The organism is Pseudoalteromonas sp. Z1A6 (assembly GCF_011378745.1).
Lineage (GTDB): Bacteria > Pseudomonadota > Gammaproteobacteria > Enterobacterales > Alteromonadaceae > Pseudoalteromonas > Pseudoalteromonas arctica.
Genome location: NZ_WTKW01000601.1, coordinates 1 through 1,268 on the forward strand (window position 1 = coordinate 1; position 1,268 = coordinate 1,268).

Genomic DNA, 1,268 nt, shown 5'->3' on the forward strand with positions numbered 1-1,268 from the left:
TTTTTAAAAACCGAACTCAACCACTTAATTTAATTGGCTCATCAGCTGGCGCTTTTCGCTCTGCGTGTTTTACACAAAACGATCCCGTTGCAGCCATTGAGCGCTTAGCAAAATCGTATTCACAAACCCGATACTCAAGTAACAAACCAACACCAAGTGAAATAACAATAAAAGCGCGCGCATTACTTGAAGATGTTTTTGGCGATAACGGCGTAAACGAAATTATAAATAACCCCGTATTTAAAGCGCATTTTATAGTGGCTAAATCAAATGGATTTATTGCCAGCGAAAATAAATTAATACAGCTTATGGGTTTATCAAAAAGTTATATGTTAAACCGCGTTAACCGAAAGCTATTAGGCGCACAGTATGAGCGTTTTATATTTGGCCCAGCAACAAGTGACTTATCAATTACCGACAACTACAATTTTAAAACACAAAGCATAGCACTCACACAAACAAACTTAAAAGATGCATTACTTGCATCAGGCTCTATACCGCTTGTTATGCAAGGTATAAAAAATATTGCAGGCTCACCATCTGGAATATACCGCGACGGCGGAATTATTGACTACCACTTTGATTTAAAAATTAATAACCCAGGACTTATTTTATATCCTCATTTTAATTCAGAGCCAAAAGCAGGGTGGTTCGATAAAAATTTAAAACGCAAAGTGTCACCTCTCAATTACGATAATGTAGTGATGATCACCCCATCAAAAGAATTTGTAGCAAGCCTACCTTACGGAAAAATTCCAGACAGAACCGACTTTACCGATCTCGATGCCGATACGCGAATTAAATATTGGAATACAGTTTTTAGTGAAACTGAGAAACTGGCAGAGGCGTTTGACGAAATATTAAATAACGGAAGCTACGATTTAAAGACATATTAGTAATTTAATAACTAATAATCCGTAAATTATAAGCGAAATAATTAAGTGGGCGAAAAGTACTTTTTTATTATAAATTTTAATCTAAGGACAGCCGTGGTAGTTTGTGTAGTGGTCAATAAAATTTGAATCATAAAATGTTAGAGATACATCTCAAACATAACTAATAGTTACATGTGTAAATTTACGTGTCAAAATGAAGATAAAAATATAGTTGTATGAAAATATGGAAAATATAATAGAAGAATCAACCAGAATCAAAGAAATGATGCCAATCTATACTGGAACATTAACAGCAATTGTAGCAATTACTGTGGGTGTTATTTCTGGGTGGTGGAATCATATGAATATGAAAGCTTCAATAAAAGGAATGAC

At 34.4% G+C, this 1,268-nt stretch carries 1 protein-coding gene; it reads left to right on the top strand.

Annotated elements, in window-relative coordinates; genetic code table 11:
* On the top strand, positions 1–896 hold an 896-nt coding region (locus GQR46_RS19830), incomplete at its 5' end, for a patatin-like phospholipase family protein (RefSeq protein ID WP_165742243.1).
* Positions 897–1,268 lie beyond the last annotated feature (372 nt).